The organism is Paenibacillus sp. FSL R5-0713, from assembly GCF_037973325.1.
Taxonomy (GTDB): domain Bacteria; phylum Bacillota; class Bacilli; order Paenibacillales; family Paenibacillaceae; genus Paenibacillus.
This window is the reverse complement of sequence record NZ_CP150229.1, coordinates 2,614,735-2,638,949: the sequence shown is the minus strand read 5'-3', so window position 1 is coordinate 2,638,949 and position 24,215 is coordinate 2,614,735. Positions and strand designations below refer to the sequence as shown.

At 40.3% G+C, this 24,215-nt stretch carries 29 protein-coding genes and 1 pseudogene; 1 reads left to right on the top strand and 29 read right to left on the bottom strand.

Annotated elements, in window-relative coordinates; all coding sequences use genetic code 11:
• Positions 1 to 42: 42 nt before the first annotated feature.
• The 27 genes and pseudogenes from MKZ12_RS12080 to MKZ12_RS11950 form a co-directional block, all read right to left on the bottom strand.
• Positions 43 to 1,080 (bottom strand): sensor histidine kinase, encoded by a 1,038-nt coding sequence (locus MKZ12_RS12080; RefSeq protein ID WP_339260565.1) that lies wholly within the window; start codon positions 1,078 to 1,080, stop codon positions 43 to 45.
• Positions 1,081 to 1,091: 11 nt separating this feature from the next.
• Positions 1,092 to 1,775, bottom strand: a complete 684-nt coding sequence (locus tag MKZ12_RS12075) for a response regulator transcription factor (RefSeq protein WP_339260563.1) — start codon at positions 1,773 to 1,775, stop codon at positions 1,092 to 1,094.
• Positions 1,776 to 1,897: 122 nt separating this feature from the next.
• Complete coding sequence (locus MKZ12_RS12070; RefSeq protein WP_339260561.1) at positions 1,898 to 2,881, bottom strand: phosphotransferase; 984 nt, start codon at positions 2,879 to 2,881, stop codon at positions 1,898 to 1,900.
• A 77-nt stretch (positions 2,882 to 2,958) separates the two neighbouring features.
• Positions 2,959 to 3,360, bottom strand: a pseudogene (locus MKZ12_RS12065) (NUDIX hydrolase).
• Position 3,361: 1 nt separating this feature from the next.
• The gene (locus tag MKZ12_RS12060) at positions 3,362 to 3,907 is read right to left on the bottom strand and encodes a GNAT family protein (RefSeq protein WP_339261386.1); all 546 of its coding nucleotides are present in this window, start codon (positions 3,905 to 3,907) and stop codon (positions 3,362 to 3,364) included.
• 69 nt (positions 3,908 to 3,976) lie between these two features.
• Complete coding sequence (locus tag MKZ12_RS12055; protein ID WP_339260559.1) at positions 3,977 to 4,300, bottom strand: hypothetical protein; 324 nt, start codon at positions 4,298 to 4,300, stop codon at positions 3,977 to 3,979.
• A gap of 162 nt (positions 4,301 to 4,462) precedes the next feature.
• Entirely contained in the window at positions 4,463 to 5,038 is a 576-nt protein-coding gene (locus MKZ12_RS12050) for a dihydrofolate reductase family protein (RefSeq protein WP_339260558.1), read from the bottom strand.
• Positions 5,039 to 5,267: 229 nt separating this feature from the next.
• On the bottom strand, positions 5,268 to 6,059 hold the full coding sequence (locus MKZ12_RS12045) for an HAD family hydrolase (RefSeq protein WP_339260556.1): 792 nt from the start codon (positions 6,057 to 6,059) through the stop codon (positions 5,268 to 5,270).
• 196 nt (positions 6,060 to 6,255) lie between these two features.
• The gene (locus MKZ12_RS12040; protein WP_339260555.1) at positions 6,256 to 6,798 is read right to left on the bottom strand and encodes a GrpB family protein; all 543 of its coding nucleotides are present in this window, start codon (positions 6,796 to 6,798) and stop codon (positions 6,256 to 6,258) included.
• 133 nt (positions 6,799 to 6,931) lie between these two features.
• Positions 6,932 to 7,564, bottom strand: coding sequence for a hypothetical protein (locus MKZ12_RS12035; protein WP_339260554.1), 633 nt, complete (start codon positions 7,562 to 7,564; stop codon positions 6,932 to 6,934).
• A gap of 193 nt (positions 7,565 to 7,757) precedes the next feature.
• Complete coding sequence (locus MKZ12_RS12030) at positions 7,758 to 8,525, bottom strand: nucleotidyltransferase domain-containing protein (RefSeq protein WP_339260552.1); 768 nt, start codon at positions 8,523 to 8,525, stop codon at positions 7,758 to 7,760.
• A 66-nt stretch (positions 8,526 to 8,591) separates the two neighbouring features.
• Positions 8,592 to 9,209, bottom strand: a complete 618-nt coding sequence (locus MKZ12_RS12025) for a Type 1 glutamine amidotransferase-like domain-containing protein (RefSeq protein WP_339260551.1) — start codon at positions 9,207 to 9,209, stop codon at positions 8,592 to 8,594.
• 61 nt (positions 9,210 to 9,270) lie between these two features.
• A complete protein-coding gene (locus tag MKZ12_RS12020; protein WP_339260549.1) occupies positions 9,271 to 9,648 on the bottom strand; it encodes a hypothetical protein in 378 nt (125 codons plus the stop codon).
• A gap of 253 nt (positions 9,649 to 9,901) precedes the next feature.
• Complete coding sequence (locus MKZ12_RS12015; RefSeq protein ID WP_339260547.1) at positions 9,902 to 10,693, bottom strand: GNAT family N-acetyltransferase; 792 nt, start codon at positions 10,691 to 10,693, stop codon at positions 9,902 to 9,904.
• Between the two features lie 203 nt (positions 10,694 to 10,896).
• Positions 10,897 to 11,454, bottom strand: coding sequence for a shikimate kinase (locus MKZ12_RS12010; protein ID WP_339260545.1), 558 nt, complete (start codon positions 11,452 to 11,454; stop codon positions 10,897 to 10,899).
• A 176-nt stretch (positions 11,455 to 11,630) separates the two neighbouring features.
• Positions 11,631 to 12,026, bottom strand: coding sequence for a contact-dependent growth inhibition system immunity protein (locus MKZ12_RS12005; RefSeq protein ID WP_339260543.1), 396 nt, complete (start codon positions 12,024 to 12,026; stop codon positions 11,631 to 11,633).
• A 116-nt stretch (positions 12,027 to 12,142) separates the two neighbouring features.
• Positions 12,143 to 12,592, bottom strand: a complete 450-nt coding sequence (locus MKZ12_RS12000) for a hypothetical protein (protein WP_339261384.1) — start codon at positions 12,590 to 12,592, stop codon at positions 12,143 to 12,145.
• A gap of 359 nt (positions 12,593 to 12,951) precedes the next feature.
• Entirely contained in the window at positions 12,952 to 13,392 is a 441-nt protein-coding gene (locus MKZ12_RS11995; RefSeq protein ID WP_339260541.1) for a hypothetical protein, read from the bottom strand.
• A 353-nt stretch (positions 13,393 to 13,745) separates the two neighbouring features.
• Entirely contained in the window at positions 13,746 to 14,327 is a 582-nt protein-coding gene (locus tag MKZ12_RS11990; RefSeq protein WP_339260539.1) for a histidine phosphatase family protein, read from the bottom strand.
• Between the two features lie 176 nt (positions 14,328 to 14,503).
• Positions 14,504 to 14,986 carry a hypothetical protein gene (locus MKZ12_RS11985; protein WP_339260537.1) on the bottom strand — a complete coding sequence of 161 codons (483 nt, stop codon included), beginning with the start codon at positions 14,984 to 14,986 and terminating at the stop codon, positions 14,504 to 14,506.
• 316 nt (positions 14,987 to 15,302) lie between these two features.
• A complete protein-coding gene (locus MKZ12_RS11980) occupies positions 15,303 to 15,683 on the bottom strand; it encodes a VOC family protein (RefSeq protein WP_339260535.1) in 381 nt (126 codons plus the stop codon).
• 331 nt (positions 15,684 to 16,014) lie between these two features.
• Positions 16,015 to 17,112, bottom strand: a complete 1,098-nt coding sequence (locus MKZ12_RS11975; RefSeq protein WP_339260534.1) for a Gfo/Idh/MocA family oxidoreductase — start codon at positions 17,110 to 17,112, stop codon at positions 16,015 to 16,017.
• Between the two features lie 235 nt (positions 17,113 to 17,347).
• Entirely contained in the window at positions 17,348 to 18,520 is a 1,173-nt protein-coding gene (locus MKZ12_RS11970) for a Gfo/Idh/MocA family oxidoreductase (RefSeq protein ID WP_076330735.1), read from the bottom strand.
• On the bottom strand, positions 18,517 to 19,431 hold the full coding sequence (locus MKZ12_RS11965; RefSeq protein WP_339261382.1) for a sugar phosphate isomerase/epimerase family protein: 915 nt from the start codon (positions 19,429 to 19,431) through the stop codon (positions 18,517 to 18,519). The genes MKZ12_RS11970 and MKZ12_RS11965 overlap by 4 nt, the downstream gene beginning before the upstream one ends.
• Before the next feature lie 252 nt (positions 19,432 to 19,683).
• A complete protein-coding gene (locus tag MKZ12_RS11960) occupies positions 19,684 to 20,184 on the bottom strand; it encodes a metallophosphoesterase (RefSeq protein WP_339260532.1) in 501 nt (166 codons plus the stop codon).
• A 36-nt stretch (positions 20,185 to 20,220) separates the two neighbouring features.
• Positions 20,221 to 20,655 (bottom strand): Rrf2 family transcriptional regulator, encoded by a 435-nt coding sequence (locus MKZ12_RS11955; protein WP_339241736.1) that lies wholly within the window; start codon positions 20,653 to 20,655, stop codon positions 20,221 to 20,223.
• A gap of 42 nt (positions 20,656 to 20,697) precedes the next feature.
• Positions 20,698 to 21,075 carry a DivIVA domain-containing protein gene (locus tag MKZ12_RS11950; RefSeq protein WP_253434023.1) on the bottom strand — a complete coding sequence of 126 codons (378 nt, stop codon included), beginning with the start codon at positions 21,073 to 21,075 and terminating at the stop codon, positions 20,698 to 20,700.
• 202 nt (positions 21,076 to 21,277) lie between these two features.
• Here MKZ12_RS11950 and MKZ12_RS11945 point away from each other — a divergent pair, with 202 nt between their 5' ends.
• Positions 21,278 to 21,844, top strand: coding sequence for a TraR/DksA C4-type zinc finger protein (locus MKZ12_RS11945; protein ID WP_339260530.1), 567 nt, complete (start codon positions 21,278 to 21,280; stop codon positions 21,842 to 21,844).
• Positions 21,845 to 22,058: 214 nt separating this feature from the next.
• On the opposite strand, the gene MKZ12_RS11940 is transcribed toward MKZ12_RS11945, so the two are convergent.
• Positions 22,059 to 22,751, bottom strand: coding sequence for a helix-turn-helix domain-containing protein (locus tag MKZ12_RS11940; RefSeq protein WP_339260528.1), 693 nt, complete (start codon positions 22,749 to 22,751; stop codon positions 22,059 to 22,061).
• Between the two features lie 134 nt (positions 22,752 to 22,885).
• Positions 22,886 to 24,175, bottom strand: a complete 1,290-nt coding sequence (locus tag MKZ12_RS11935; protein ID WP_339260526.1) for an MFS transporter — start codon at positions 24,173 to 24,175, stop codon at positions 22,886 to 22,888.
• Positions 24,176 to 24,215: the final 40 nt, after the last annotated feature.

Genomic DNA, 24,215 nt, shown 5'->3' with positions numbered 1-24,215 from the left:
AAAAGCAGTCAGGTTTACATCTCCTAACTGCTTCATTGCTTATTAAATCGGTGATCGTCTAATTCGTTCGAATGGATTGTCACTAGAGAATACCATCCCAATCGATGTACCTTCGCCAACAGTCGTAGCAACCTCAAGTCGAATGCGTAACTTCTTGCTTATTTCTCTGGCAAGATAGAGCCCCATACCGGTGGCTGTGTGCTGAACCCTTCCATTTTCTCCAGTAAAGCCTTTATCAAATATACGTGGCAGGTCATGTACTTGAATGCCGGGCCCTTCATCTTTAACGGAGACAGTGACATATTTATTATCTTGGAAATCAATATGGATAGATACTTTTCCATCGGTTGGACTGTATTTAATCGCATTTGTTAAAAGCTGCCTCATCACAAATCCGCACCACTTTTTATCCGTATACACGGCAGCACCGGTATTCCCCATAACCTCGATGGTTATATTTTTTTCCATACACCATGTGGATAGCTCACGCACCTCTTCTCTTATCAAATCTTGCACTTTCAACTTGTCCGGGAGCAAGTCTGAGTCCAAGTTAGCTAATCGTGAAATATATAGCTGCCGGTCGATCAATAAATGCATTCTCAACCAGGGTGAATTTAACCTTTGTGCTAACTCATTAGAACGGTGGCCATCAAGGATAATCTTCATTGCGGTAAGCGGCGTTTTCACTTCATGAACCCATGAGGAAAGGTCATCATGTTCCATTCGTTGGGTTAACTGATCCGCACGACGTTTGTTCAGATCATGCTCATGAATATTTTGCAGAAAGGTATACATCACCTCGTCAGGAAAACGACTTTGGGGTTGGGGAATGTTTTCAAACCAGTCATCTCCCACATCGTTAGTAAGGGTATGTAAAGACTTATAGTAGGCTGTTTCCTTCTTATATCTCCAGATCAAAAAAACAATACAGATGGTTAGAAACAACGTATTCAAATAGATAAGTGAATGCGGCTCCACATCTATACCGGCGTCAAATTGTATCAAAGCATTGGTGAGCAGCAGCAGTAACCCAATTAAGCCGATCCAACTTTTTTTATAAACAAGATAAGCGATGAACAATGAGAAACCTCCTAAAGCGTAACGGCCATATACCCCAGACCTTTTTTAGTTACAATCCCTTCGGCTAAATGGAGAGAAGCGAGCTGTTGCCGTAATCTTGTGATGTTGGCAGTGAGTGTATTGTCATTCACATATTGATCATCATCCCAGAGCCTTTTCATCAGTTCATGACGTGAGATGATCTTATTATTGGACCTTACTAGAATCGAAAGAATAAAAAACTCATTTCTTGTCAGGCCAATCGTCTTCCCATCCTTATGTATTTCACAACTTTTCAAATCAATAATTGCTTGGTTCCATTCCATTACATCGGAGGACACTTCTTCATACGTATACGCTCGACGAAGAATAGCCTGAACCTTGGCTAGAAGTACATCCATATGAAAAGGCTTCTGAACGTAATCGTCCGCCCCTAGGTTCATGGCCATCACCATATCTGTCGGATGATCTCTGGATGAAAGAAAGATAATCGGAACTTTGGACACGGCACGTATTTCTCTACACCAATGAAAACCGTCAAACTTGGGAAGCTGTATATCAATAATCACTAAGTGTGGCGAATGATCAACAAAGGAATCCATCACATGAGAAAAATCACTTGGGTAACTTACTTCATATGACCACTGACTTAACGCTTCTCGAAGTGCTTCCAGGAGAAGAAGGTCATCCTCAATAATGAAGATATTCATATTCATGTATTACCTCCTTATCTTATATCGCAGTAGCCCCGATCTTGGGTCAAATGGTGTTTATCTAAAACATCACCGACCAAGAAAGGAGCGAGTTTAAGGTGAGTCTTTACGTCAGCCCTCACAACCTATAATTGAATGTCACATCCATCAAGAGGTTTGCCACTTTCAATACGGTTTACCGTTTCAATAATAGCATTCTTTTGACTATCATTAAGATTCTCTTCATTCCCATCCCAATTGGTAAGCCACCAAAAGAAGGAACTAATATTTCTATATTCCATAAACAAAGGGATCCTCTGGATCCATTCTTGCTCTATGTTATTCTGTTTGATATAACCTTCTAGAAACTCATTTAAGAAATGCTTTGCAAATTCATCTTTCGATCTCCAAGCCTTGAAATGAGAACCCCACCAAACAGCGTGAGTAGCGGCGATTCCAATATCAAGTGCAAACCATCCATACAACGAATCATCAAAATCAAAAACAGTTATTTCTCCTTGATCGATAAGAAAATTATAAGGATGAAAATCATAATGAATCAGACCATATGATTCTTTGCCCTTAGGCAGATTTTTCATTTCTGTTTCAATTGTTCTGAGTTTGTTGAGGAGTACTTGATAATTACCAAAATGTAAATGTGGATTGTTTATTTCCGCTACATCCCATTCCATCCTTTTGTATTTCAAATCGCCAGGATCATAAGATTTGGTCAACCGATGCATTGCCCCCATTGTTTCGCCCCATGTTTTAAACAAGCTTGGTCCCCATAATTCTGGATTGCTATCGAAAAAAATGCCAGGGGCTCCCTCGAACACAGTCGCAATATAGCACTTTTCATAGTGCTTACATACAGCAGTTAATTCACCTTCAAAAGTCTGGATTGGCAATGATGCATGAATGCCTCTTTCAACTAAATACCGTACCCAATGGACTTCTGCCTTAATATTAAGTTCAAATTCAACTGGTTTTTCTGATAAACGTAAAAAATATTCCTTATCCCCTCTATTAAACCTGTATACTTCATTACAAGAATTGCTTACGAACTTTAACGAATTAGTATCAAATCCAAATGAATTAGCTGATTGAGAAAGTATTTCATTACCGAGCAAAATGATTCTCCTTTTCTATTGCCGGACCGAGGGAGCAAACCCGATACGTTTAATGTATTGAGATCTTATGGATGCCCTTATTCTGAAAATTCAATCAAAAATGGATGGCTTTTCTCATCTAATGCATTATGAATTCTGTCATAGAAATTTCCCCATGTTATCATTTGCCCAGCTTCTTCTAAAGTAAAGTAACCCACCTCTTCACTTTCATCACTCGTAGTTAAAGCTCCACCAATCGGTTTTCCAGTAAATATATTGTTGCATACGCCACGCGTTATGTTCTGATACAACCCACAAAATTTAATTAATTCAATTTCAATCCCTGTCTCCTCTTTCACTTCGCGAACTGCTGCCTGCCTAATAGTCTCTCCTTCTTCAACACAACCTTAAGGCATTTCCCAGCCTCTTCGACCTTTCATGAGTAAAATCTCATTATGTTCATTGAGAACGATTACACTTGCAGACACGATAAATTTCATTCTAATTCCTCCTATCAAATTCATCTTTTAAAATACTCATACAAATAACATCCCAATATTTACCTTTCTTATATATCTTATTTCTAGATCTCCCTTCTTCCTTAAACCCACATTTAACATAACTTTTATATGCTCTCTCGTTATATTCGTATACCTCAAGCTCTAACCTATTTAAGTTTAATTCCTCGAAGACAAATTTCTGTAGTACTTTTATTGCTTCACTACCATAACCTTTTCCCAATTGATCTTTTTTCCCTATAACGATAGCCAAATATGCAAATCGATTCTTCCAATCTATCCTATATAGATCTATTTGACCCAAATATTCGAGTGATTCTCTAAACGCTATAATAAAACTTCTATTACTCGACTTACCTTCAACCATTGTTCTAAAAAAGGACTCCGTCTCATTCCTCGAATGAGGATATAAAAATTGATCAGATAAGGTATGGGTAATATCCGGATCGTTTACCCATCCTCGAATATGTTCTAAGTCTTCATTTTGATAATCTCTAAGTGTTATCCTGTCACCAAAAATATATGACAACATTAATCATCCTTTCCATGATTTTCTGTTGTAGATGGACTTCTGCGAATTACTAACATTATCCATGATTTAAAAAGCCCAGCGATGCTCCTCTGGCAAACACTCATCACAAAGTAATTGCCCTTCAATAACTGCTCCATTATTAAGTTCATCCATATGATTTGGTTTCTCTCTATCCGTTGCCCATGAATTACATTTTGCACACCTTCCGCAATTCATTACTTCTGGATCGAGATACACAGAGGAACTACTCTCCCATTGTAATTTCAGATCTTTCCTTATTGTAATTTCGTTCTCTAGTACAGGAGTCAAATCCCCATCGATTTCTTTATATTCATCGTCAGTTAAGTCAATTAGATAAGCTATATTTACAAGATATGTCTTCTTATTCATTACTTTCGTCCTTTGATTTTCATGGTTGATACGTTTCTTGGCCTTTTGCATAACGTTGCGCATTCACGACGCATCACTAGATTAAAACTGCATTTTTAACTATCGGTCTGTTAGTAAGTCCCGTTGACTGATTGGGTGATGCAAACTACTTTACGAGGCTAGTCATCTAACCGTCTGGTAGCAGAGACCAATGGCTCCCGACTTGAAAGTTTTATTTTCAATAAGTTTAAGATTGGTCTTCTCTTGGAGTCCTTGAAACAATGGCAACCCGCTACCGATCAGGACAGGAGACACTGTGATTTTGTACTCATCGATTAGATCAAGACCCATCATGTGATGCGCAAACCTTGGACTGCCGAGGATTACCATATCCTTGCCTGGCTGCTGTTTGAGGTTCCTAATCTCTTCCTCGACATCTTCTTTCACCAGTCTGGAATTGTTCCATTCCACTTTCTCCAGCGTTGTGGAAAATACGATTTTGGCTGTCTTTTCGATCCACTCGGCATGATTCCGTTCATACTGCGAAGCTGATGGGTCTGAAGACACAGATGGCCAGTAACTATGCATCATCTGATAAGTTCCACGTCCCCAAAGGACTGTGTCAGCAGTACTCAAAACTTCTTGCGCGTGTTTCTCCAAATCAGCATCGTAGGAAACCCAGCCAATGTCCATTTCACCGTTCGGTCCTTCTACAAACCCATCAAGTGAAGCGTGCAGAAATAAAACGAGTTTTCTCATTTTCAGATCTCCTTTGTTAATATGATGTAATGTATTGACTACAAGATACCATGTTTTTTTATTCTTGTACTGATTTCATCTAACATTCCTGCATTCACGACCCAAGCCGACTTAGATAGCTCTTATCTTAGGGGAATAGATGTATATATATATCATTCATCTTCAATATATTTCTGCCAGATCAAGAGCCCAATGGCTTGAATGCGAATGTTGTGTTAGATGATGAAACCTAGAGTTTCTGTTTCCCACACAATCCTTCTAAGATTATTGCTACTCCATCGTTATCATTAGTTTCTGTTATTTCATCTGCAATATCTTTCAATTCAACTACTGCATTCCCCATTGCTATTGCATATGCAGCTGACTTGAACAATCCTACATCATTGTGATCATCACCAAATACAATCAATGAATCCAGTTCTTCATTGTATATATTGCAAAGTCTAGTAATTGCTAACTCTTTCGATGCTTGAAGTGGCATTATTTGAATCAGTTGATTTTTATCCGTAATCAGTATATTTACTTGCTGTCCAAACTTAGAAATAAGTCCTGGAATCTGATGTTTGCCTGAGAGCAATATCTTTGTAGCTTCATATTGTTTTAATTCTCTCAATGATTTAACTATTGGGTTAGACCTTGCATTCATTGTGGTAGTATAGTCATATTGGCGTAAGCCAAACCATTCATCTTTTACTTCCATTGTCAGATCGAGTTGCGGATAATGATGTAAGCAATAATCGATGATTTCGGAAGTTAAATCAGATGGAATTGATTCATAAAATTCGGTCCTGGATTTATTACATATTGTTTGTGCTCCGTTATAATACACAAACGCTCCAATATCCAACAACTCTTTAGGAAGAAAAAACTTTACAGCTCTAGGAGGGCGTGCTGTTGCAAAGATTATTCTCATCCCCCTCTGATAACAGGAAAGTACGGCTTCAAAGTTTCTTTCAGAGACTTGGTTTTTAGAATTTAAAAATGTACCGTCCAAATCTAAAACAACTGTAGAATACTTCAATGAAATGCCTCCTCATAATTCATCGGGTTTTCATCTAATGTTTGTGCATTTCCTGAGGTTCAAGCGTCAAGCGGCTTAAATAGGTCGATAGACTTAGCCCGTTGAATGTATCGCCTTATACCGATTTCTTTGAACTTCTTATAAATGATCCAGGGCAAATGCAAAGTGTTTTTTATAACCATGACCCATGAACTACCTACAAATTCTTTCCACATTCATTAAGTACTTTATTTACAAATTCGGTCTTCCCAGCCGTATAAGACTGACGATTTTCTCTATATTTAATAGCAAGTTCTTGCTTTAGATTGGCATATTCGACTACAAATTCGGAATTGCTAATTAATGCATCTCTGAATGAAATATGTTTTAATAACTCTTTGCTCTCTTTATTACAAACATATAGATGATGTTCAGGTTTCTTTATTTTCACTATACTATAGGGAACATTTGCATCTTTCCTTGCAAAAGCTTCTCTGTTCTCAACGCCCAAATTTCCTTCATGATCGTAACCTAAACTTTCTAATCCTTGAATTACATCTGGGAGCAAAGCCATAGAATCAATTACCACATCAATATCTAAAATAGGTTTTGCCGCTAGTCCAGGTACTGCAGTACTACCAACGTGCTCGATTCTAAGTACTAGATCCCCGAGTTTATGTTCTAAGATAGATTTCAGATCAAAAAACATTACAGGCCATTCATTGTTGTATTCTTCAATAATTATTGACTTTATACGCATCCTTGAGATCCCCCCCGCAAAAAACGAATGTTTACGATAATGTTCCCATTAATCATAATAATCAAATGATCACTCCTTCTGGTTTAGTTTTACGTTTTGTGCGGAGCACTAGCGACGATGCTTGAACATTCAGTTAGGCAATGTCGTTGCCCTCCATGATTACCCTTACATACTCATCCCAATCCTTACCGTCTGTATTGATTTCTTGTGTTGGCACTCTTGAGATTTGAGCTTGATGTCTTAATACATTTTGGACTTTTAATAATTCATTTACCGACGATCTTACTTCTTCTTCTGTTTTATAGATCCATTCTTCGGGTTGTCTGCTTTTGATTCTTTCTTCTACGACTTCGGGCGAGATTGTAAGCAAAATACACTTGGCGTTTAAAGACTCGAGCTGTTCTTCTATTTTATTGATCTCATCCACATCCGAATCTGCAAATGCAGCTCTATGATTTAAGTGAAATCTCTCCAGCACATAAAATAGTCCCCTAGATGCTCTAGATGCAGGACCAAGTTGAATTGCCCAATCGTTAAGTTTCTTTAACATTTCAACCCGCTCTTTAAGTAACTCAATGTGTTCTTCTCGCGTTAGACTCACATATTCTCCATGTTTATTATTCAAAATTTGAGAATAATGTTCTCCAAGAATAACTACGCTCCGTTCTGAGGTTTCTTCTTGTGATTGATATCGTTTAATCGCTTTTAATACTGAAGTCTTCCCGGCATTTGAGTACCCCTCAAGAATTACTCCTCTAATATGCATTTCATTCTCCTCTCACTAACCATTATTTTACTAACGTTCCTGTATTCATAACGTTCAACATTAGTTGAATGGTTTTTATAAAGCGCTTTCAATATATATATAGCAGACCAAGGCTCCGTGAGGAGCCGCTGCTTGAATATTATGTTATACGACGAAATCGCCTCTCAGAGTGACCAATATCGTCAAAATGTTGTTAACCCGAGGAAGCCCTGGAAGCAGCCATTGTATTTAAGGCGTTCTCAAAGTAGCTATATACTTCATCTGCAATTTCCAGAAACTCTTTAACAGATACATCGCTATCCAAGTAACAAGCATACAGATACTCAACTAAAGCGCCGTCAATCGAGCAATAGTTTATTATGGCATCCTTCATCTTAAAGATTTCATCTTCCCATATCCCTGTATCTTCTAAAATCAAAGAGTATAATGCACGAATTAATCTTTTAGAGTAACCTTTAATATATCTAGTTTTCAATGAGTGATCACTAACATTAGAAAGTGAACGACGTACACGATCTACTTCATCCTTGGTATCTGTATTCAAGTCTACAATGAATTCTGGAGAAATTATGATCGGGGGTACTTTTTCACCAATGTCCTCCCCATGTAGGCAAACACAAATGATCTTAATCCAAAACCCCCAATCATTTGGTCTACTTAATACATCATCAATCGAGCAAATGATCGTATCCATCTTAGTGACGAATGGATATTCTTCCAAAAGCCTGTCTTTCATAATGGACAATCTTTCGTAATCAATATCTTCGGGATTTGCACATACAATAGTAAAGTCTGCATCTGACTTAAAAGGTTGAGCGGTTCCTTTGGGAATCGAGCCACACATATAAATGCTATGAATCTTATCTTTGAATTCGTTAAGGATATGATCCACATACTTATCAACCAAATCCTTATATTCACTTTGTATTGCAATTCTATTTATAACTTTTTCTAATATCATGTAGACTCCTCCTAAACAATGGGCTCCTTCGAGCTACTTATATTGAATTTACGACTTTCAATGTTCTTATTTTATTAAGATTGAGATATATTCTTCATCTTTAAGCCTTGTCACCTTACAGTTCTCATTGGCTTCAAATTCTACTATTCTCTCTTCAATTGTTTTATTAGTACTATCTTTAAATAGGTCATCTCGATCATAGTGAGGAAAAATAAGCTTGTCGGTTACTCCTAATGCCTTCAAATCCGTTAAATTCATTGTGTTCATCTGTGGAGTAAAGCAATCCACTAACTTAATATTCGGTCCCAATAATAGCGTTCCTGCACTTACTCCAACGATAATTACATTCTGTGCGGCCAGTGTTCTGATAATTTCATCAGCACCACTTTTCTTAGCGTAATACAATAATGTATATGGATTTCCACCATTGATATATATAACATCGCTATGTAGGAGAATTTGTGGATCATCAAATTCAATATCTACAAAATGGATATGCTGAAATCCCATGTCCTTAAACTCTTGCAATGCTCTTTGTGCATATCTATTAGTTTCTTTTGAAGGGGATGCTGTTGTAATAATTGAGACTCTTAATTTAGAAATATCTCCATCAATAAACTCCAAAAATTGATTTTTAATATCTTCAGTATAAAAACCACAAGAGGTTAGTAACAATCTACTCATAGAAATCCCCGTCCTTAACTAATAGTATACGCAGCAGCCTCTTCTACGAACAAACTATTCGCTATCTGTTTTTTAGCTTATCCAATAAATCTACCTCCTCTTCCTCTGAAAGTTGTTCTTCCGTTCTTGTTTTTGTTTCATCTATTTTTCGTACTTTTAATCCTCTTTTGATGAGCCATTCTTCACCAGGATTCATTGTAGTTGCTGGATGTGGGTATACATCCTCACTTGTAATTTCTTCATCAAGTATGTAAATGTATCCACATAACTTACCATTATGGAGTCTTGTGCCGTGCTCATCCAAAGCAACAATAGAAGGTTTGTGTGAAAAGATTCTTGCTAACTCTCGATCCTGAGTTATTGTGCTTCCGACTAGTAGTTCATCTAAGAGCATTGGAGAACCATGGAACCAAGGCTTACTGTAGTCCCATTCTTTCATAATTATCACCTTCAATTAAGTTTTATTATCTTTCTTCTTTATACTTGTCCTTCAATTTCTTCGGTTTTGGCTTTAGGGTATTGCTGATAAAGTTTGGCATTACTGACATTCAATTTAAGTGACCATAGGGAACGTGTCGTTAGACTTAGCTGGTTTAATGTATCGCCTGAATATACTTATTGGAATTACTACTTAGCGAATCAAGGGCGAATGCCCTCAGTAGAACGATGCCGGCCTGATCTCCCTATTACAATTAATCCCTAGTCCACGTTGCCCGGGTATATCCGATTCTCATACCTACTCTTTCCATATTCCTGTGGCTTTGCGAACCATATGAGCACTGACTAACAACGAGATTACAATTCTTGTAGGTATCATGAATTCGTCTAAGCAATAAGTTTGTTTGAAATCCTTTATTTCTATATTCCGGCAGTGTTGTCGCAAATGTTAATGAAGCAACATTGTCATCTATATACATCACAGCTACTGCAACTGGCTTCCCCTGATCCAACCCCAGATAATAGTGCCATCCCGGACGGGAAAACAATACTCGGTTATTTGCAGCTACGTGTTCTTTCCCATCAAGAGACAATCCTGTACCTAAACAATGAATTTCTGCATATGTATCGAACTCATCTTCGTGTAGTTCACGAATGTCCAGCTTCTGATTATCATACGAGTTTAGATTCCCAGGTTCACAAAAAAGCGTTGTATGAAATCCTGTTTGATAAAAGCCTTTATTATGGAGCGTTTTCATTACTTTTTGATCTATCTTACCGGGGATGACTTGAATCTCAAAATTCCGCTCCCGCTCATGATAAAAGTCTAAGATATCTTCAATAACATCTTCAGAAATTCTGCCCTTAACATTATTAAATAGACCCCAGGGCATGGTTTTACTATAAAACGCTGTGCTCTCTGCGAATCGTTTAATTTCAATTCCCTCAGGATTTCCTTCTCGTTCTCTAATTGCAGTCATTCGATCAACCATATAATTAATTTCAGATTTTTCTAACCTATCTGCTAGTTCCAAATTCAATATCATTCAATTTATCCCCTTCCTTGATCCTCATATCATTATACAATTACTCCTGGGCGAGATCAGTTAACGTTCCTGTATTCATGAACCCTAAAGAGGTTGTCTGCTGAAATTCCTCTTCGAAATCCATTCCAGACCAGGGCTCCGAAGGAGACGCAACTTGAATATATTGTTATAAAGTTGGCGCCTTCTTGAATTACTCACACGTACTATAAATTAAATTCATCTTTAATTAATCTTGCGACTTCATCTGCACTTAAATTTGTATTATTGATTCTCAAATAGTTCTCTCTAGTAATTTCTCCCTCTTTAGAATTGAGTCGATGTTCTTCCATCGTTTTGATTAAGTCCATTTCAGAATATTCAACATTTCTTTTTGTTGGTTTTTGATCAAGTCTAAACGCCGTTTTATTTCGTTTTAATCGTTCTTCTATATCTGACTCTAATTCAACAAAATAAATTTCTGCCCCTTTCGATTCAAACAAGTTACATGTTTGCTTGACGAATTCCCAGTCCTTCTGAAGATCAAACCCCCAAAGGTAAGTAAAAATAAGTCCATACTGGTTGCTGCTTGCGAACGATTCAAAAAGCTCTCTTCTTACGATACTTGATAACCTCCAAGTTTCACTACCAAAACCAAAAAAGGGATGAAACAGCTCGATCGACATGTGATTGTGAAACAATTTCAATTCCGTTATTTTCGTTAATTCATGACCAACCGTCATCTTCCCGACGGCCTGTGGGCCAAAGATCAGTATGAACTTCATAGCTATCCCCCTGTTCTTAATATCTTGCGCCATATTTTTATAGCGTTTATGTATTCAATGAACCCCACAGGAGTTTTGCTGAATTGCCTCTCTGAATTCTTCCCGCAGACCAAGGCTCCAGCGGAGCCGCTGCTTGAATATTATGTTATGTGGAGTACCGTGTTTCTTGAATCTACTTAAAAATGATCGCTTCTGTACTTACTTATGTGCTCTTCTAATGTCTCTCTTGCTTCTTCATATGCTCTAATTACTTCATCTACTTCGTTCTTTAATTCTTTATGCTCTTTCCAATATTCTTTCCCTACCTTGAGTACTGAACAAAATAAATCGCCTGTATACAATTCCCCTGATCTTAATGGGTTCTGTATTAATCTCTCCAAGGCTAGAGGTATAAGAAAAGTTAGACTCATTCGTTGCCCAATCAATAGTCTTAAATCTTCATCATTCAAATCACGAAGAGGTTTCTTTCTTAAATTATGCACTTGAATTACTAATGAAGAAACAAAATTCGGTTCACTCCAATATTCACCTTCAAGCTCTTCAAGGTTATTGGCTAGATCTATTTGAAGCATGGTTTCACCCTCTCTTCTTCTTTGAGATCTCCTTGGTGGACCGAGGGCCAATTGGCCAGGAGCGTGAACATAATATTATCTGAGCCCCATGCCTTCTTGAGATACATTCATTAATTTTATTTAGTTCGTTGAACTTCCTTAATAATTGGTTCAGAAACTGATATAACATCCACGATATGGTTAAGACATGCGATGCCATAATGCTTAAAGGGACCTGGGTAATCCTCAGAAGCAAATGTTCCTACTTTAATAAAGTCTAAGTATCTAGATTTACTATAGATCCTAAAGATCTTGCCCTCAAATTCTTCATAATCATCCCATGAAGTGTAACTTTCATTTCGAATTGAATATCCAATGTACCATTCAAAATCAATTTGTAATAAAGGTAATGTTTCATCTGCATCAATCGAATATATATCTTTAATTTCAATTTCCCCAATTGTTATCGTTTCAGGAGTTTCACTAGTTCTACTTCGACTGAAGAGTAATCTAAGGGTGTTCTCCTCAGATTCATATATTTGATCGAGATAAATATTCTTTAAATTGAACAAATCAGAATACTCCAAATGACTCACTTCCTTTATTATCTTTATCACACTTGCATCGGTTTCGCCTAACGCCCTGTATCCACGACGTCCCACCGACATAAGTCCCGCCAAGGGACGGCCGCGATGATACAGTTGTGTCGCCTGATTCCACTTCTCCGAAATCCCTTTTGAAGACCGAGAAGCGTCAGCGACGAAGCATTAATGCATTGTTAAACGTTACCCCTTCTTCTTCGATTTCACATCCTTATATGTCTTGTGTGTTTTATGTCTTTAATATGTCTTTACGTGTTTTATCTTTTGGTTCTCTCTTTTGTTGCTATCAAATCCGTTACATGCTGAACGCACAATCAAAATTTAAGAGGATTGTTGTCCTCCCTTTAATTCGCAATAGACCAATATGTATTAATGACATGCACAATACCAAAAAGTACTGTTGGTATAATAGCCAGATAATTTTGAAGCCAAATCTCAGCTAAGATAAAATATAGTACCGGGAGAACGGCCATCCCCAAAAAAATAATCGAGTTTGCGTTGCCTGTAAAATACAATATCCATAGCCCATAATAAAAAATCAACATTATTGCCATACCAATTATATATGGAAATCGCATTTCCGATGCTTGTTCTCTTACAACAAATATCAGAAGAAAGAAAAATATCGCCTGACTTCCGTGCTCCAAAACATCTAAAATCAAATGACTATTTGCATGGTTTCCTGATATATCTGACGTAGGAATTAAAAAATAAAATATATTTGGCATCATTGGCAATAAAAAGATTAGCAGACCCTTCCATGAAAAACCAAAATGATAATTCATTTGATCCTCTCTTTCGCAAAAAAATATTCTTTAGTTTGCACTTTATTATGAATCCGTTTTTCTGGTTTTCCTCTTGATGACCAAGGGGCATAACTAACGATTTGGAAATTTATTGTTATATGGTACACCTTCTAATATTCCGTTCATCCTGGTTTTCAACTGCTACGTCGTAAATGTATTCTTTCACCTATATTTATTATTTGTTATTAATTGGTTGCACGGTTTTAACATTTTTAAGGGGGGGTAATGTTTCTGTATTCGGAAGTCCGGCGAATGGCGGGCCAAGGACGAATGTCCGCAGCGTAAATATTATGTTAGATAATTAATTGGCCTTCTTCGTTTTTATACTATTCCTAATATTCAACGTTTAAGTGACTGATACAATTATATAGTTCACAATCCCATCTGAATTGGTCTTTATTTAAAATTGTTACCGATGTATTATGGAGGTGTTCTTCTGTATCGATGTGCGGAATTAGTTTCTTTAAAGTCAGTCCAATTAGTGCTCCATGACTTATTATCAATATTTTTTTGTCGGGGTGTCTTTCAGAAATGTCCATTAGGCATTCCATTCCTCTTGTGATTATCTCAGCGTTTGATTCTATACCAAGATCTAGTTTGGACCATCCGTATCCCCACTTACTAACTCTATCTTGTTCAGTTGTTCCCTCAATAAGACCGCAGTTCATTTCTCTTAATCGTGGATCAGTTCTCACTTCAACATTCTTAATCCTTCCTATCATTTCTGCTGTTTCGAGTGCTCTTGATAAGTCACTTGAATAAATATAATCCCACTCCTCGTTCTCCATTCTCTTAGATAGTAATTCAGCTTGTCTTCGTCCCTCATCATTTAAAGGTATATCGACTTGTCCTTGTGCCCTGTATTCATCATTCCAGTTTGTTACTCCATGTCTTATAAGTCCTATCAATGTCATACTTTTTCCTCTTTCATTTTATGTTTTTAAGGTACTGCCGATCTTTCACCTAAAGTTCCTGTATTCACGAAACTCGAAGGGGTTATCTGCTGAATCCACTTCCTCGAAAAGAATCTGCAGACCAAGGGCTGTTAGATCCGCCGCGTAAATACGTTGTTATACACATTTAGGTCCTTCTACGTAATACTCCCACTATTTGTAGATTTAATTGTTTCAATAGCTTCTTTGGCTATTGTTCGTATCCTTTCGTTTTGGTGGTTTCCATAATTATTTACTAACGATAAATATTTCTTGTTAAAGGTTAAACCTAAAGCATAAATCGCATCTGGAAGTAATTCAGAATTAATTTGTTCTATATTGTCTGCTAAATAATCCAACGAATTCCTCGAAAAATCAGTAATTAGTTGAAAAATATCTTCTTTAACTTCCTTGTTATGATCGACGAACAAATGCATCTCCAATACTATAATAATCTCATCGAAGTAAGTTAAGTTATATCCAAAGTAAGGATCTAGATATTTATCTAAACAAAACAACAAGCTCCGTTTCTCAACAGAATTAGCATTAGTCAAAAATTCATTAATGGCTACAGCACCACTGTTAACTATTTCTTCGTGTTGTTTTGTGTATGTCACATAACTTCCACCTGTTTCATTCATTATACACACCCTCTTAATAAAGATGAGAACGATCATTCATGTTTATAAAGCTAAGGTTTTGAAAATTATTATATTCACTTGCCTCGATTACATATAACGTTTGTATATTCACGACATCGATCTCCCTAAGATTCCTATCGATCTTAGGGAGATCTGCAGTCCGACGGCTTCCGCTTCCTTGTAGCCGAAATTTCTCCGATCGAATCCACTTTAACTCCGGTCCAGACCGAGGGGGTGATTTACCCAATGCGTGAATATCGTGTTATCAGATGACAGTGCCTTCTCCAAAATTACTTAATTCAAATCTATCTCGGCATTAACTAAAACAAGTACAAATCATTAGTATATTTCCATCGGGATCTTTAAATGTGAAATCCGATAAATCAGGGTATGTTTGAATTTCAGTTACAATCTCTGCGTCCAATTCTTTCACAAACTGATATGCTGCATTGATATCAACCGCACTCAAAGTAAATAAGGGTTGATTCGACGTTTTCAGTTCGTATATCTCATCAAAACAATGATTATCAAGTGTTATCCCCGAACGTCCAGGTCCCATATCGAAGGTATAAATTGGTCCCTGGATTTCATTTTTCACTTCAATTCCAAGAAGTTTGCTGTACCAGTATACAGACTTCTCTAAGTTTCTTACATGAATAAAGATTGTATCTACCCTGTTTGCAATTGGACTTCTCATTAATATTAACCTCCCCTGAAAACTCGAATAAATTGTTGGTATAATAAGTTGCACTGGTTTCTGATACATCATATCTACGAACTTCGTAAATATCTCTCCTTTTTACGAATATCCGAACTACATATAATATAACCCATAATAATCCATCTGCGAAGTCACCAACGTACTCAAAAAAGCAGCCCGAGTAAACTGTCCCACATGTTAGCCATAACTAACATTTTGGATGCAGATTAACATTTGGGCTGCTCTTTCCTCACTCAACAATAGAAGAATCACCGATAGTCTTCAGTGATCAAACTTTCTTCACTTTGCGTTCCTTCACACAAAGCATTTACTTCGCTCCACCACTCCAAACCACACGCTCGCTCATGGCTTTATGTTGTGCAATCAGGCAGAGTTCTGCCGCTTTGAAGGCATGTTCCTGTGTCATGGCTGTCTCGGTGCGATCCAGACAATCGCGAATGAGTTGGCCGAAGAACGGGTAACCGACCTTTCCTTTTACATTGTAGCGGTACTCTCCTTCATGATTGACCAAGTACACTTGATCCCCCTGAGATTCCCTTGCGATGTCGATATACTTCCGCAGCTCGATATAACCGTCCGTTCCCAGAATAACGGTACGTCCATCGCCCCATGTGCCCAGACCATCCGGTGTGAACCAGTCCACTCGGAAGTAACCGGAAGCACCGTTATCCCCAATCAGCGAAGCTTCGCCGAAGTCTTCCAATTCCGGGAACTGTGGGTGATTGAAGTTATGCACCCGGCTGAACCCTACCTCAGCGTCCGTACATGATGCAAACGTCAGAAATTGTTCGATCTGGTGACTTCCTATATCGCAGAGAATGCCGCCGTACTGCTCATGCTTGAAGAACCAGTCAGGTCTTCCTCCTGCATTCAGTCGATGCGGGCCTGTACCCATAACTTGCACGACTTTGCCGATTGCCCCTTGTTCAATGAGTTGTCCGGCATAGATCGCACTTTCTACATGCAGTCGTTCACTGTAATACACCATGTACTTTTTGCCTGTTCGCTTCACTTCTTCTCGTGCAAGCTTTAATTGCTCCAGCGTGGTGAATGGGGCTTTGTCTGTAAAATAGTCCTTGCCTGCGGCCAGCACTCTCATGCCAAGCGGCGCACGATCTGAAGTGATCGCTGCACTTGCCACCAATAACACCTCATTATCTGCAAGCACTTCCTCTTCAGATCCAGCGGCTTGAGCCTGTGGGAACTGCTTTTGAAATGCCTCTACCTTCATCGGGTCCGGATCATATACCCACTTGAGGGTAGCCCCTGCCTCCAACAATCCCCCAACCATGCCGTAGATGTGTCCATGATCCAGCGCAACAGCAGCAATCGTGAACTCACCCGGACCACATACGACCTCTTTGGTAACACTTTTCGGTGCATAGAACATTCCGTCTTTAGCCATGTCATCCCATCCTTATTATAAAATTTTGTTTACAATGAACTCGCCTATATAAGCTGAACTAAAGATTATCTACACTGATACTACGACGACATAATTACCTTCCAATCGCTGTTATCCCCAGATTTTTCGATTCTCTTTTCCATAGGGGAAAATCCGGGGATAAGCGTATGCTTCCGATGTAGCTTTCTTTCAGAAAGCTTTTAGGCGAACGCTTCGCTTTTTCAGGTTTTCATCTTCATTTAAACGTCTGACTCAGATCAGCAGGTTGACTGCCACTGAATGCCTTGTCTTTCTTCGTCGTGGAACCCGCAATGCGTTCCTGCAGATGCTCGTAGAACAGATCCTCATCGATCGGCAGATCCACCCAGTTATCCGTCCAGGTAGACAGCAGCATTGCATTCGATAATGTTAATCCGTGAATACCATCCTCACCGGGAGCAATAAGGGGTGCGCCTGTACGAATCGCATCCACCCAGTTACGAATCAGACCCGGGTGCCCCGTTTCCACACCTGTAATTGGAATCTCGCATTTCCAGCATTCCGGCTGTCCAAAACCTCCGGTAAACCGCTGATTGAATTCCGGCTCAGATTCACGAAGTCGCCAGAACGTAAGCTTTCCATCTTCGATGACGATTTTACCCCGGTCTCCGTTAACCTCAAATCGGTTCGTACCTGGTGCTTCGCCCGTAGTCGTTACGAAGACACCTGTTGCTCCATTTTCATACTCCACATAAGCGGTTACATCATCTTCCACTTCAATGTTCCGATACTTGCCAAACGAACAGAACGCACGCATTCTTACCGGCATCATGCCGATGGTCCACTGCCACAGATCCAGTTGGTGCGGGTCCTGATTAATCAGTACACCTCCACCTTCGCCTGCCCAAGTTGCCCGCCAGCCGCCGGAATCATAGTAACTCTGGGATCGGTACCAGTTCGTAATAATCCAGTTGGTACGCCGTACCTCACCCAGCTCCCCCGAAGCGATCAAATCTCTTAGTTTAATGTAGAGTGGGTTGGTCCGCTGGTTGTACATCATGGAAAAGACTTTACCGCTGGCTGCGGCCGCTTCATTCATCTTGCGTACCTGTTTCGTATACACACCGGCTGGCTTCTCGATCATGACATGCAAGCCATGCTGGAAAGCCTGAATCGCCTGTTCGGGATGATCGTAGTGCGGCGTTGCAATAATGACCGCATCAATCGTACCCGAAGCCATCATCTGCTCTGCATCCTGCCAATAGGTGACCGTAGCCGGAAGATGACTGGATACCCAGCTCTCCATTTCTCTTCTTACATCACATACAGCGACCAATTCTGCACCCGGTACTTCTCCGGCAACCAATGTTCTGGCATGAGCTGCCCCCATGTTGCCTATACCAATCACCGCTACTCGTACGATACTCATGACTGCTCCTCCTCGTCCACACGACGCTCAATTTCGGCAAAAACGTCTGCAAAATGCTGTAACATCGCCTTGGATTTCAAGGCCCCACTAAAGTCTTCAATTCCGTAATATCCGTCATACCCGACGGCACGAAGATCCCGCACCATCTGTACCCAATCGACCATGCCTTCAGTCAGGGGAGTCCATTGACATTTCCATGCTGTATTCAGAGTCAATCCGCTATTCTTCTCAGTTACATTATCCTTTTGCGTATCCTTAACTTCGGGTTCAAACCACCCGGCATTCTTCACATGCACATGAGCGAGATATGGACCTAGCAACTCAAGCCCCATCCGATGATTCTCATAGCCTTCATGCACCATGTTGCCTGGATCGTACAGCACACCCACATGCTGTGGGTCGAGCGACTCAACAAGACGATAGGCAAGCGATGCCGTCGGTGCAATCGTCTGATGATGTGTCTCTACAATTGCCTTGATGTTGTACTGTTTGGCCAAATCCTGTACTTCACTCAGGTAATCAACGGCTTTGCGATACAACTCAGAATAATGGGTCTTGCGATCATATCCAGGAACACCCACACGCATCATGGATGCTCCCAACCCAGCCGCAGCCTGAAACGCCTGCTCGGTGGCAGAAATATCTCCGCAGTTCAGATACGGTACGAGTGCAATAGATTTCCTGCCTTGCCCTACCGCAGCTTCACGAAAAACAGGAACCTGTTCCTGCCAACGGCTTGGATCTACCGAGCATCGATTATTTCTCCAATAAGACGGCTCTTCGGACATGGCATCCTCAGGAATTCCGCGGAAACGCCACTCTATTCCATCAATCCCTGCTGCTGCCGCAGCAGATGCCAGTTCTTCTGCATTCAGATCAGGGGTAGCCACAGTGAATACAGACAGTTTCATCATGCTCCATCTCCTTATGTAAACGTATTCATTTTATGTCGTAAAGGCATTGTATCACTCCACTGAACGTCACCATAGGGGAAAACCGCAACAGATGAATGACAGATAACGAACAGAGCACATTCCCCATTCAGAGATAACTTCCAAGAGAATGATGTGATCGCATATCAAAAAGACATCCCTGAAACAGAATTCAATTCTGTTCAAAGATGCCTTGTACCATAACTATATATAGGATGAAATCCTCTCTCTCTAATCCCGATCAAAAAAAACGTGCTCAGCCTGTATTTTACCCTGATCTATTGTCATGATGCCAAATGAGTATTGCTTCTGAAAACGTTTATCCGTAGGCGACCCAGGATTAAATATTAGTGTGTTGTCCACGGTATGCATCACCGGGATGTGCGAGTGTCCGTAGATCACAGCATCCACATGCTGACCTGCAAAGGTATGAATTGCATTTTGCTCCGTACCTTTTGATCCCAGATGCCCATGCACAAGACCCAGACGAAGACCTTCCACTTCAACAATACGGGAATACCCCAGTTTTTCAGCAATTTCGGACGGGTCTGTATTGCCAGCTACCCCTTCAACAGGCGCATACTCGCTAAGCAATGGGTATACGCTCCAATCCGACCAGTCACCCGCATGAAGAATGAGATCAGCACTCGCAAGCACATCAACGAGCCTGGCAGGTAACTTCTGTGATTTACGTGAACAATGAGTATCAGAAATGACAACAATTTTTTTCATATCACAACCCACCTTTCCTTTACCTCTGATTAAAATCTACTCTGTCTGCGATGACACAGCTTGCATCTGGGAACTGGAACGTTCCATATCTTCAAGTGTAATCGATGCAAAGAATTGCTCCACCTTCTCCTCGGCAACCTGATACAGATTGGTCAGCAAGCTGTCTATATGCAAGCCCACTTCACAATCCGGGTTACAGTTGCCGTGAATCGGAAATAATGGACCTTCGTCCTTGGCAGCCTGATAGATCATGGCTAACGTAATTTCACTTGCCGGCTTGGCCAGATAGAAACCTCTTGTTCCAGGAGAAGAGTTCACTAATCCCGCTTTTTTCAGCCCGCCCAGAATACGTCTGACGACGACCGGGTTGGTATTCACGCTACCTGCAATATGTGCAGACGTGATTCGTTCAGGCGCGCTGAGTGACAATAACAACAAACAATGCACACTGACCGAAAAATGAGTACTCATGATTAACCACCTTTATTTAATATAATCCTAGAGTTGCTGAGCTTATTCAGAGAACAGATCCTTCTCGGGACGTGCTCTGATCTTGAGCTGCCGCACACTGTATTCCAGTTGTTTCACAATATCATCCAGCTGTTTGCGATCAATCTTGGTTGGATCTTCCACCGGCTTCGCGGATGATTTGAGATCTCGAATCGTTAACTGCTGTTCTTGCCATTTGTCCATCAGATCTGCAATATTGGCATAAAAACGTTCGTAATCTTTGATGACCAAGTCGAGATAAGCATCTACCTCATCCGGATCATAACCACGAAGTTTATAATTAAATTGTTTTTCATGAATCGATAACGCATCAAGCTGTACTCCCAATTGTTTGAACAATTGTTTCTGTTTATCCAATCTTCGTTTCATATGTTCATCCATATTGACAACCTCCATTATAAGCCAAGCCGTGGTTCCTTTATCCAGTGAAGAACATGCGGCATTTTCTCTCTCTATTTTTTATAACACATTATTCGTCAGATATAAAACGCTACGGCCCTATTCCTCTCGAAAATGATTGCTTTTCATGCAATTGGGGTAAAGACTCACTACACCCCACAACGGGAAAAGGAGCGTGTTTTTTATGAGTACATTAACCAAAGATCAACACCAAGAATTGAAAAAGGCCCTTTTGGAGCAACGTGAAAACTTGCAGCGCCATTTTGAATCCAGCATGGAAGACGGTGCTCCGGCCCAGTCGCTGAAAGATTCAACTGGTGAGCTGTCCTCCTATGATAATCATCCGGCAGATGCCGGTACGGAAACATTTGAACGCAGCCGTGATCTGGCGATCGACGATACATTAACAGACGAATTCAATCAAGTGAACGATGCATTGGAACGTATGGAACAAGGTACATACGGAACCTGTGTAACGTGCGGAGAAGATATTCCTTTTGAACGCCTTGAAGCTATCCCATATACCGCTTACTGTATTGATGACACGCCTAACCGGGAGACCAGCAACGATCGGCCCATTGAAGAAGAAGTCATGACCATGCCTCCGAGTGGTGCTGGCGAAGGAAGACAGCAGAACGCCGGCAAGTTCGACAACGCAGATGCTTGGGAAGCGGTCGAAGAATACGGTACTTCCAATTCACCCGCAACCGCTGCCAAACGTGATGTAAAAGACTATGATGAGAACATGTAATAACATGATAGCGAACTGAAACGGTTATGTGCCTTCATGAAATTAATGTTGTAATGAATTCAATACAATACACATCACACGACCGTTTCTCCCTCGTATCATGCGATAAAAAGCCGCCTATGGCGGCTTTTTCTTGTTATCTCCAACATGTCTGGCACATAAGGCTTACTTGTCTTCGAGGTATAACTAACATTGAACTCATGCATACGTCTGTTTATTCTTCTGATTCACGATCAGATGATGCAGATTTCTGACCCTTAGCAACAGAGCTAGACGTTTTCGAAGTTGATTTACCCTTACCCGACGAAGATTTCTTATTCTGTTTAACATCTGTCTTTGAAGCAGGTGTCTGCATTATAGGTTTAGAGAGGGCAGAAAATAATTGAAAGACCTCTTGTTCCCCTTGTTGATTCTCTTTTGTTGTATAGGGTTGACAGAGTTTTATGATGTTGTTATATAACTCCTCTACTTCCTCACGAGTTGCATACAGCGTCATGTCCGAGAGAAACATCCGATCTTCGTTTTCCGCCTGATGCATGAATCGCTGACGACTCTGTTCGAACATCTCATTTAATAATTTGAGTGTTTCAGACCGAAACACCTGTTTCAGTGGTGAGCTCTCATTGTCTTCATCTTCATGACGAAGATGGATTTCTCCGGAGAATGGTTCGTAGTATTTTGCGATAATGCCATTAATCTCACGCGTGGAAACGATCGTCAGCAGACCAATTTTCTCCAGCTTTTTTACATGATAATGAACTTTGGCTGGAACCTCACCCATCTGGTCGGCAATTTCTTTGACAGTGGATGGTCTGCCCTGCCTGTTAAACATATTCATAATCTGTATCCGATACGGATCGGAGTAGATCTTAATTTCTTCAATGGTTGAAAGAACCTTGTGCTCCATTCCTGTATCCTCATTTCCGGGGTACCTATTGTCCATCGATATCTCTATTATACCGCTGCGTCAGGACTTCGGTCAAAGCAAGCCGGCGATGACATGTTATCACATAATCAGATCAGGTTCTTTCTAAATATCCTTCACATCGCACTCCGAAAGCTTTTGCTAAATAACAGCATACCTGCGGACATGGCAAGCATAATCCCAAAGACGATAAACAGAACAGGCATGCTCATCCAATCTGCAAGTGCTCCCGAAACCAGACTCCCAAGTGGTGCGACACTCACGACGAGCATACTCTGAAGAGCATACACTCTGCCTAGCATCTCCGAAGGAGTAACTTCCATTAGATAGGTACCTAGAGGGGTCGTAGCCAGTGGAATCCCCATGCCCATCAGAAGACAAAAGGCAGCCGCAACGGGCAATTGGAAGGACGTCATATAGGCGGGTAGTGCCGTCATGGCATAACTGAGACCCAGCATGACAATACCGCTGATCACCAGCACACTTTTACGATAATGTGCCCCTTTTTGAGTCAACCACACACCACTTAACAGCATGCCTCCCACCATCAGCCCACTAAGCAGACTTAATCCCCAAGCGCCAGCGTGCAACGTTTCAATAACATAGGGTGTGCGGAGAACATTGAAGGGCATCAGACAGAAATTAACGAATGCAAACAGGAAGGAAACGATTAACAATAAGGTATGTTTACGGAGAAAATGAAAAGCTTCCGCCATTTCGGAGAATATACTACGTTTATTGGATGGAACAGAATCCTTTTCAGATAATAATTTATCTTCATTGTTAGCGGATGATGAACCTTGAGGATAGCCCACTCGGCTCATTATTAACGCACTTAGCGCAAACAACCCCGCATCAATCAGGATCGTCCAAGCAATACCTATTGTGGCAATTAGCGCACCAGCCAATGCAAGTCCTGCAAGTTCAGCCACTCTGGTTGCGGAAGAGGACATGGCATTACCCGAGAGCAACATCGATTTGGGAAGCAATCTGGGGACACTGGACACTTCTGCAGGAACAGTGAAGCATTCCAGCAAAGAATTCAGAATGGTAATGACAAACAGATGCCAGACTTCAAGTTGACCCAATCCAAACAGCAGCGCTGTAATCCCTACGAACAACCCGCGACCGGTATTCGTAATCACGATTACTTTTTTGAGAGACATGCGATCTACCAAAGCCCCGGCGAACAGACCCAGAAAGATACTCGGCAAAAAATTCACCGCCAGCAATGTCCCCATCAGCACTTTTGAACCGGTCAGAATGTACACCATCCAGCTGTATGCAATCGAATCAATGGAATCACCAAATCTGGATACTACTTTACTAAGCATAAACTGCATATACGGTCTGATTCGTATTAGCTCACCCATACCTTGTTTGCCAACTGCTGTGTTATCGTTCACGAATTCCACTCCCCAACGTTAAAATATTTTTCATGTTAAT

Bases quoted from the DNA above. Each gene is read 5' to 3' on its own strand.
- MKZ12_RS12075 (WP_339260563.1), bottom strand. From the start codon at position 1,775: ATGAATATGAATATCTTCATTATTGAGGATGACCTTCTTCTCCTGGAA.
- MKZ12_RS12055 (WP_339260559.1), bottom strand. From the start codon at position 4,300: ATGAATAAGAAGACATATCTTGTAAATATAGCTTATCTAATTGACTTA.
- MKZ12_RS12050 (WP_339260558.1), bottom strand. From the start codon at position 5,038: ATGAGAAAACTCGTTTTATTTCTGCACGCTTCACTTGATGGGTTTGTA.
- MKZ12_RS12040 (WP_339260555.1), bottom strand. From the start codon at position 6,798: ATGCGTATAAAGTCAATAATTATTGAAGAATACAACAATGAATGGCCT.
- MKZ12_RS12035 (WP_339260554.1), bottom strand. From the start codon at position 7,564: ATGCATATTAGAGGAGTAATTCTTGAGGGGTACTCAAATGCCGGGAAG.
- MKZ12_RS12030 (WP_339260552.1), bottom strand. From the start codon at position 8,525: ATGATATTAGAAAAAGTTATAAATAGAATTGCAATACAAAGTGAATAT.
- MKZ12_RS12025 (WP_339260551.1), bottom strand. From the start codon at position 9,209: ATGAGTAGATTGTTACTAACCTCTTGTGGTTTTTATACTGAAGATATT.
- MKZ12_RS12020 (WP_339260549.1), bottom strand. From the start codon at position 9,648: ATGAAAGAATGGGACTACAGTAAGCCTTGGTTCCATGGTTCTCCAATG.
- MKZ12_RS12015 (WP_339260547.1), bottom strand. From the start codon at position 10,693: ATGATATTGAATTTGGAACTAGCAGATAGGTTAGAAAAATCTGAAATT.
- MKZ12_RS12010 (WP_339260545.1), bottom strand. From the start codon at position 11,454: ATGAAGTTCATACTGATCTTTGGCCCACAGGCCGTCGGGAAGATGACG.
- MKZ12_RS12005 (WP_339260543.1), bottom strand. From the start codon at position 12,026: ATGCTTCAAATAGATCTAGCCAATAACCTTGAAGAGCTTGAAGGTGAA.
- MKZ12_RS11995 (WP_339260541.1), bottom strand. From the start codon at position 13,392: ATGAATTATCATTTTGGTTTTTCATGGAAGGGTCTGCTAATCTTTTTA.
- MKZ12_RS11990 (WP_339260539.1), bottom strand. From the start codon at position 14,327: ATGACATTGATAGGACTTATAAGACATGGAGTAACAAACTGGAATGAT.
- MKZ12_RS11985 (WP_339260537.1), bottom strand. From the start codon at position 14,986: ATGAATGAAACAGGTGGAAGTTATGTGACATACACAAAACAACACGAA.
- MKZ12_RS11980 (WP_339260535.1), bottom strand. From the start codon at position 15,683: ATGAGAAGTCCAATTGCAAACAGGGTAGATACAATCTTTATTCATGTA.
- MKZ12_RS11975 (WP_339260534.1), bottom strand. From the start codon at position 17,112: ATGGCTAAAGACGGAATGTTCTATGCACCGAAAAGTGTTACCAAAGAG.
- MKZ12_RS11970 (WP_076330735.1), bottom strand. From the start codon at position 18,520: ATGAGTATCGTACGAGTAGCGGTGATTGGTATAGGCAACATGGGGGCA.
- MKZ12_RS11965 (WP_339261382.1), bottom strand. From the start codon at position 19,431: ATGAAACTGTCTGTATTCACTGTGGCTACCCCTGATCTGAATGCAGAA.
- MKZ12_RS11960 (WP_339260532.1), bottom strand. From the start codon at position 20,184: ATGAAAAAAATTGTTGTCATTTCTGATACTCATTGTTCACGTAAATCA.
- MKZ12_RS11955 (WP_339241736.1), bottom strand. From the start codon at position 20,655: ATGAGTACTCATTTTTCGGTCAGTGTGCATTGTTTGTTGTTATTGTCA.
- MKZ12_RS11950 (WP_253434023.1), bottom strand. From the start codon at position 21,075: ATGGATGAACATATGAAACGAAGATTGGATAAACAGAAACAATTGTTC.
- MKZ12_RS11945 (WP_339260530.1), top strand. From the start codon at position 21,278: ATGAGTACATTAACCAAAGATCAACACCAAGAATTGAAAAAGGCCCTT.
- MKZ12_RS11940 (WP_339260528.1), bottom strand. From the start codon at position 22,751: ATGGAGCACAAGGTTCTTTCAACCATTGAAGAAATTAAGATCTACTCC.